The 5956-nt window shown below is 70.0% G+C and carries 7 protein-coding genes; 3 read left to right on the top strand and 4 right to left on the bottom strand.

The features are described from left to right. Positions 1-174 precede the first annotated feature (174 nt). Positions 175-558 carry a diaminobutyrate acetyltransferase gene (gene ectA / locus E1294_RS50645; protein WP_132520107.1) on the bottom strand — a complete coding sequence of 128 codons (384 nt, stop codon included), beginning with the start codon at positions 556-558 and terminating at the stop codon, positions 175-177. 538 nt (positions 559-1096) lie between these two features. Between ectA and E1294_RS50640 the strand changes: the two genes are divergently transcribed. Beyond that, positions 1097-2068, top strand: a complete 972-nt coding sequence (locus tag E1294_RS50640) for a GlxA family transcriptional regulator (protein WP_132520104.1) — start codon at positions 1097-1099, stop codon at positions 2066-2068. 36 nt (positions 2069-2104) lie between these two features. On the opposite strand, the gene E1294_RS50635 is transcribed toward E1294_RS50640, so the two are convergent. Then, positions 2105-2299 (bottom strand): hypothetical protein, encoded by a 195-nt coding sequence (locus tag E1294_RS50635; protein WP_132520101.1) that lies wholly within the window; start codon positions 2297-2299, stop codon positions 2105-2107. 119 nt (positions 2300-2418) lie between these two features. On the opposite strand from E1294_RS50635, the gene E1294_RS50630 reads away from it, so the two are divergent. Beyond that, complete coding sequence (locus E1294_RS50630) at positions 2419-3798, top strand: outer membrane protein assembly factor BamB family protein (RefSeq protein ID WP_132520098.1); 1380 nt, start codon at positions 2419-2421, stop codon at positions 3796-3798. Between the two features lie 55 nt (positions 3799-3853). Here the strand turns inward: E1294_RS50630 and E1294_RS50625 are convergent, their stop codons facing one another. Together E1294_RS50625 and E1294_RS50620 are read right to left on the bottom strand one after the other, a co-directional pair. Further along, entirely contained in the window at positions 3854-5524 is a 1671-nt protein-coding gene (locus E1294_RS50625; protein ID WP_132520095.1) for an outer membrane protein assembly factor BamB family protein, read from the bottom strand. 79 nt (positions 5525-5603) lie between these two features. Continuing rightward, entirely contained in the window at positions 5604-5816 is a 213-nt protein-coding gene (locus tag E1294_RS50620) for a DUF5946 family protein (RefSeq protein ID WP_132520092.1), read from the bottom strand. Between the two features lie 26 nt (positions 5817-5842). On the opposite strand from E1294_RS50620, the gene E1294_RS50615 reads away from it, so the two are divergent. Beyond that, positions 5843-5956 (top strand): MerR family transcriptional regulator (locus E1294_RS50615; RefSeq protein WP_132520089.1); only part of this gene is annotated, 114 nt, incomplete at its 3' end.

Raw genomic sequence — 5956 nt, 5'->3', positions numbered from 1 at the left:
GGAAAAGCACCCGCGCTCCAGGAGCGGGCCCGCTGACCCCGCCCCGGCTGATCCGGCCCTCCCTCGCCGAAATCCGCCGCGTCCTGGCCCGCCTCCTCATACCCGCGGCCACCGCCATCGACCATGTGCTGTCCTGGTCACATTTCCGGCTTGTCCACCAAACCCGAGCCCTGATCAGCCACTACCGCCAACGAGGCGACCCCCTACCCCAAGATCTGCGAATGTAGTACCGGCCAGGTAACCGAGCATGCGGCTGGCCAAGGAGCGGCCCCGCCATTTCTCGTCCACCGCGACCTGCCACACGAAGAGCGTCTCCGGCTCCTGCGGGCGGGTAAACCCGGTGATGAAGCCCCGCACGCCGTTCTCGCCGCGCGCCACGACCGAGGTGTTCGCGAAGTCCCGGCACCACAGGACGTAGCTGTAGGGGGAATTGAGGTCAAGGATCTTCGATTCACGGGTGATGCGCCACAACTCCCGGCCGTCCTCGAGGCGGGGTGGTCCCAGTTCCTCTGTGGAGGGCGGAGAATCCGCTTGCGGTCGTGGGTGTGCTGACGACATGGACTCTGAATTTACGCGAAGCGGTAACACGGATTACCGTGCCGCCGTTGCCCCACAGTTTGAGCTCCAGCTTCCGGGGTACGCCAGATGGCTTTCCCGTTTTGGCTGGTCGGCGGGGTGGTGGCGGTCCGCCTGGCGGCTCCGCTGTCATCGAAACTGACCAGCGAGCACGCGCTTTCGCGCGGCTCCGTCACGAGCGCCGCCGGCGCGTGCCGGAGCGCCTGGGGCATCGCTTGTACCGCTTGTTGGGCGCGATGTGGTGCGAAAACTATTGAGAGATTAGTCACACCTTAAGTTTCATGGTGATAACGGATCGCGTTCGCCCGGTTTGAGATCTCACCACCAATGAGCGCCCAATTTCTTGCTGCCCACACCGCGGGGACGCACACTTCCACCCGGAAACGCACTGGCTGGACCCCGGCCGCGGAGCGGGACGCCGACGAGCAAGGACGGTTCGAGGACGGTTCGAGGACCGGCCCGGCTAGCGTCTGCTCGCGCTGCACTTCTGCCGCGAAGGTGTCATCAACGGGGAGGCTCGATGAGATCACGCGGAGGCGCCGCCGTGCCCGGCCCAGCGGAGGTCTTGGTGGCCGTCGGCGACGGGGTTCGCCTGCTGGACGTGGCCGGTCCCATGGACGTGTTCGAGGGGGTGACACGGCTGACGGGCGGCGGCTACCGCGTACGCCTCGCCGCTCCTGGCGGGGCGGACGTCCGCACCTCCTGTGGCGTGCGGCTGGGCGTGGACGTCGATCTGGCGGACATCCGGCACGAGTTCGACACGCTGCTGCTCATCGGCGGCTCCTGCTCCGGAGCCGCGACGGGCGGCCCGCACCGCGATTCCGACCCGGCCCGTCACACACGGCGCCTGGCCGGGCTGGCCCGGCGGGTCGCCTCCATCGGCACCGGGGACCTGGCGCTCGACGGCATCCCGCTCCAGGGCGGGCGGTCCGCGGGCGCGGAACCGGGCGGCTCCCGGCAGGTCGTCAAGGTGGTGCCGCACACGATCCGCGGCGGCGGGGTGCGGAGCGCGGAGGGAATCGCCTCGGCCGTCGACCTAGCACTCACGTTCGTCGAGGACGACCACGGCGGGGACGTCGCCCACCGGGTGGCCAAATGGCTCGTACGCCGCCCTGACGGCCGCCCCGACAACGTCGCGCGCCTGCCGCGCATGGCGCGTGACCCCGCGTTGCGGAGCCTGCTCGGCGACATCGTGATGCGCCCAGAAGGCGATTTCACCGTGCCCGCCATGGCGGACCGCCTGTCGATGAGCGTGCGGCACTTCAGCCGCCGTTTCTCCCGCGAGGTGGGCATGAGCCCGGGACGGTTCGTGGAACGCGCGCGGGTCGAGGCGGCACGGGCGGCCATCGAGGAGGGGAACGATCCACTGGAGGTGATCGCGCGCCGCCACGGCTTTCTCACGGGCGAGACCATGCGGCGCTCGTTCCTCCGCCTGCTCGGGGCACCGCCGAGCGCCTACCGCGCGCGCGACGACGCCGTCACATGGCGATGAAGCCGGCGCGAAGACACCACGGGGACCTGTGGCGGCTCACAGCTCGGGGGTGATGCGCGGGCCGTGCGGTTGCTCGTCGCCGTCCTTCAGCGCCTTGGCCCGGCGGTTGAGGATTCCGCGCAAACGTTCACCGTTCCCGGAATCGTCGTCCTCGCTCTCGATGGCCGGCCTGCGCGGGCCACGCAGCGTCCGTGATCGGCGTTGCTCGCGGTGAAGTCGGACGGCCGGCATCCCCGTCCTGTCACCCTGAAACCTGGCAGGTCTCTTCTCGGGTTTCGGGCGATATGGTGTGCGAAATTTCGGGGGGAGGCGCGGTGCATCGACGACCACATCGGCAACTCGCGTGCGGGATGCTCGCGCTTCTCGTGACGGCCTGCAGCGGGGGCGGCACTCCCGCGGAGACGGCGCCCAGCGCGCCCGTACGCACGATCGTCCCCGGCACGCCGTCACCGTCGCCCACGCCCCCGCCCGCGACCGATCCCGACTGGTCGATCACGATGGAGGACGAGGGGGAGACCCGATGGGGAGACGCTCAGCTCTTCTCCGCGGGCGGCCGGTTCATGGTGGCCGCCGGCAACCAGCTGCGCGGGATCACGGACAAGGGCAAGCAGGCATGGAAGCGTACCTTCCGCAGTGATGTGGATATCTCGGTCGCCGACGGCGTGGTGATCGTCACCCACCGGAAAGGCGGCGAATCCACGTGGCCGCCGCCCAACGTGGACATGGGCGTCGATCCCGCGAACGGCAAGACGTTGTGGAAGGCCACCTCCTCGCCGTACGAGTCGGTGGTCGGCGAGACGGTGTACACCCCGGTCTGCCGCGGGAAGCAGACCGAGCGGCACGACGACTGCCGGCTCAGCGCCAGGGACCCGCGCACCGGGCAGGTCCGCTGGACGATCCTCGCCGAGCACGTCGCCACCGTGACCGGCAGGTCCGGCGGCGTGCTCACCATGACCACCCGGCCGAAGGGCTACCGGGGCAAGCACTGGCTCATGACCCTCGACGCCGCGTCGGGCGGGCGGCTCGGCGTACGTGTCGAGAAGCAGCGGTTCGGCGGAGAGCTGCTCTACCCCCGCGGCCAGAAGCGGGTCTCCGGCCCCACCTACCTCACCGGCGGGCTTGTGATCATGAGCAGCAAGGAGGGCCAGGTCGAGACGTTCAAGGAGATGTGCCGGCTGGACATGGTCGCGCTGAACGCCAGGACCGGGGCGAAGAAGTGGAAGGAACGCATCAGGCTGGCCGACGCCGAGCGGGACGGGCAGTGCAGGTACGGCCTGCCTGACGTCTCGGCCGACGGCGGCAACCTCTTCGGGGTCGACGAGCGCGGCCACCCGCGGGTCTTCGACCTGGCCAAGGGCCGGACCCGCTGGACGGGCGGCACCCCGGGCACGATTCTGAACGGCGACGCCAAGACGGTGCTGGTCAAGGAGCTCGTCGACGAGAAGGAGACGCTCACCCTCTACGACCTCTCCTCGGGCAGGGCCCGCTGGAGCGACGACGAGCCCCTGAAGGTCTGGGGAAGGGTCAGCACCATTCTCGCCGGAGACCGGCTCCTGGTCCGTCCCGACGACTGCTACCGCGACAGCTGCTACATCCGCGTCTACGACCTCGCCAAGGGCCCTCTCGACGCCGCGCCCGCCGGTGAGTACGCCGCTGCCGGCGACGGCTGGGTCGCCACCCGGGAGTCCTCCGGCGAGGCCACGACGTTCAGCGTCAGCCGTACCGGCTGACCTACGGGGCTGACTCTCAGGGCTGACGCTCAGCGCTGACTCTCAGCGCTGACTCTCAGGGCAGCGCTTCGACCACTCCGGCGACGATCCGCTGAAGATCGTCTTCCTGCCGGGACTGCACCTTGACGACGAAGCGGCCCTTGCGTACGTGGGCGACCTCGTCGCTCGTCTTCTGCACCTCGTCGGCGCCGTAGAGGCCCGCCTCACCGTTGACCAGGCCGTCTGCCTCGGCGGCGTTCGCGGCCACCCACAACACCTCGACGATGGCCTGCCCGTCCTCCCCATCCGCGGAGTAGTCCACGTGACACCGGCTCCTGGCGAGCTCCTGGGAGCCGATCTTGACCGGCCCTTCCACCATGGGCGTGCGCGCTATCGTCTTGCCCGGCACGTCCTTCAGCAGGTCGCACGCCTGCGGCCACTCGTCCTTGGCCGCGCCGCCCAGCTCCAGCGGACCCTCCGTGGGGGTGGAGGCGTACGCGACGAGATCGCCTCCCTTCGACGTGGCCACCAGCAGGTGACCGCCGGCGGTCCCGAGCCACCGCAGGGAGCCGACGTCCGACTCGAGGTTGAGGGGCAGGGGCATCGTGGTGAGCTGTTCTGTCGCCGCGTCGAGGACGTTCAGGCGGGCGGGCAGCAGGTTGCCCCCGAGTTTGGAGCTGACGCCGTACCACCGCCCGCCGGCCGTGACGGACATGGTGTCGTGGGGTGTGGTCAGGGTGCGTACCTGCCCGCTGGACACGCTGATCACTGACAAGGCCATGTTGCGCGACTCGTCGAAGTGGATCAGCCCCAGGTCGTCTCCCACGCTCCACAACGAGCAGGGAGGAAGGCACTCGCCGATGCCGTTCAGGTTGGCGATCTCGCGGCCGTCGCGGCCGACCAGGGTGCGCGTGTGCTCGTCGAGTTCGATCAGGGTGGCGCCGGCGCGTACGGAGATCCCTACCAGGGAGTCGTCGGACGTGCCGGTGCGCGACCAGAGCGGCTTTCCGTCCGAGGGATTGAAGGCGTACAGGTAGTGGTCGTCCCGGCAGGACTCCCTGAACACCAGGACGCTTCCGTCGGTGTCGGTGGCCGCCGACCGGGTGTCGGCGTCACAGCCGCTCGGCGCGTGGTGCGGCCGGCGCCAGCGTTCCTCGCCCGTGGCGGCGTCGAGGGCGAGGAACTCGTCCGGCTCCTCCTCCTCGTCGCGTCCGGAGGGCTCGGCTCTGACCAGGAGCGGTACGACTCCCTCGCCCATGGCCAGGCGCCCGCCGTGCCCGTGGGTGAACGGCCTGCCCTCATCGCCGCCGCGCTCCCACCGCAGCCGGCCGGTGCCCGACGCCAGCCCGGTCAGGTGGCTGCCTGCTTTGGACCGTGAGGCGACGACCAGGTCATCCTTGTTGACGGCGAACCCGGTCAGCTCGCGGCCCGGCTCGCGGTAACGCCACCTCTTCTGGCCGGTGCCCGCGTCGTAGACGTCGAAGCCGTCGGCGCCGGCGACGAAGAGCTGGCCGCCCTCCAGCCTGATCGGGCGGGCCTCCTCCCCCTGCCCGAGCCCTTTGACGCGCCAGGCCTCCCGCATGACGCCCGGCGCCGGGCCCGCGTCGGTGAGCTGCCGGGGGCCCGCCGTGGCGAACGTCTGATCGCGCTTGACGTCGGGAACGTCCTCGGTGTCCTCGCCGAGGAGCGAACAGCCGGTGGTGAGCAGCAGCAGGCCCACCGCTCCGTAGATCCGCCACGATGACATACGTCGAGAGGGTACTGGCGGGGGAGCACCCTCAGTGCCTGTTACCTTCCTGGGAGGTGGCGAGCCGGCGAGCGACGCCTCAGCCGATCCGCTGGCTCCATGCCGTGATGGCGGCCCGCGCCCAGGCCTGTTCGTGCTCCTCGAACCCCTCCGCGGGGAAGGTGCCGTCCACTGCGACGTCCACGATGGTGACGGCGTAGCTCGTGGGCGGCGCTCCGGCCTCAGGGAACGGCGGCGCCCCGGGGAAGTCCTCGACGACGGGTTTCCGCCCGCCGTACCCGTTGCATCTCAAGCCGCTTGAGATCCCATAGTGGCGGCATGGACGACAACGAGTTGTACCCGATCGGGGACGTGGCCCGCAGGACCGGGCTGAACGTGAGCGCCATCCGCTACTACTCCGACGCCGGGATCATCGCACCCACCCAGGTGACC

Origin of the sequence: Nonomuraea diastatica, assembly GCF_004349015.1 — a bacterium.
Taxonomy (GTDB): Bacteria; Actinomycetota; Actinomycetes; order Streptosporangiales; family Streptosporangiaceae; genus Nonomuraea; species Nonomuraea diastatica.
The sequence above is the reverse complement of the archived record's forward strand: the minus strand, read 5'-3'. Positions and strand labels throughout refer to the sequence as shown.

Coding starts and splice junctions, on each gene's coding strand:
- E1294_RS50630 (WP_132520098.1), top strand. CDS start 2,419: ATGCTCGCGCTTCTCGTGACGGCCTGCAGCGGGGGCGGCACTCCCGCG.
- E1294_RS50625 (WP_132520095.1), bottom strand. CDS start 5,524: ATGTCATCGTGGCGGATCTACGGAGCGGTGGGCCTGCTGCTGCTCACC.
- E1294_RS50635 (WP_132520101.1), bottom strand. CDS start 2,299: ATGCCGGCCGTCCGACTTCACCGCGAGCAACGCCGATCACGGACGCTG.
- E1294_RS50640 (WP_132520104.1), top strand. CDS start 1,097: ATGAGATCACGCGGAGGCGCCGCCGTGCCCGGCCCAGCGGAGGTCTTG.
- ectA (WP_132520107.1), bottom strand. CDS start 558: ATGTCGTCAGCACACCCACGACCGCAAGCGGATTCTCCGCCCTCCACA.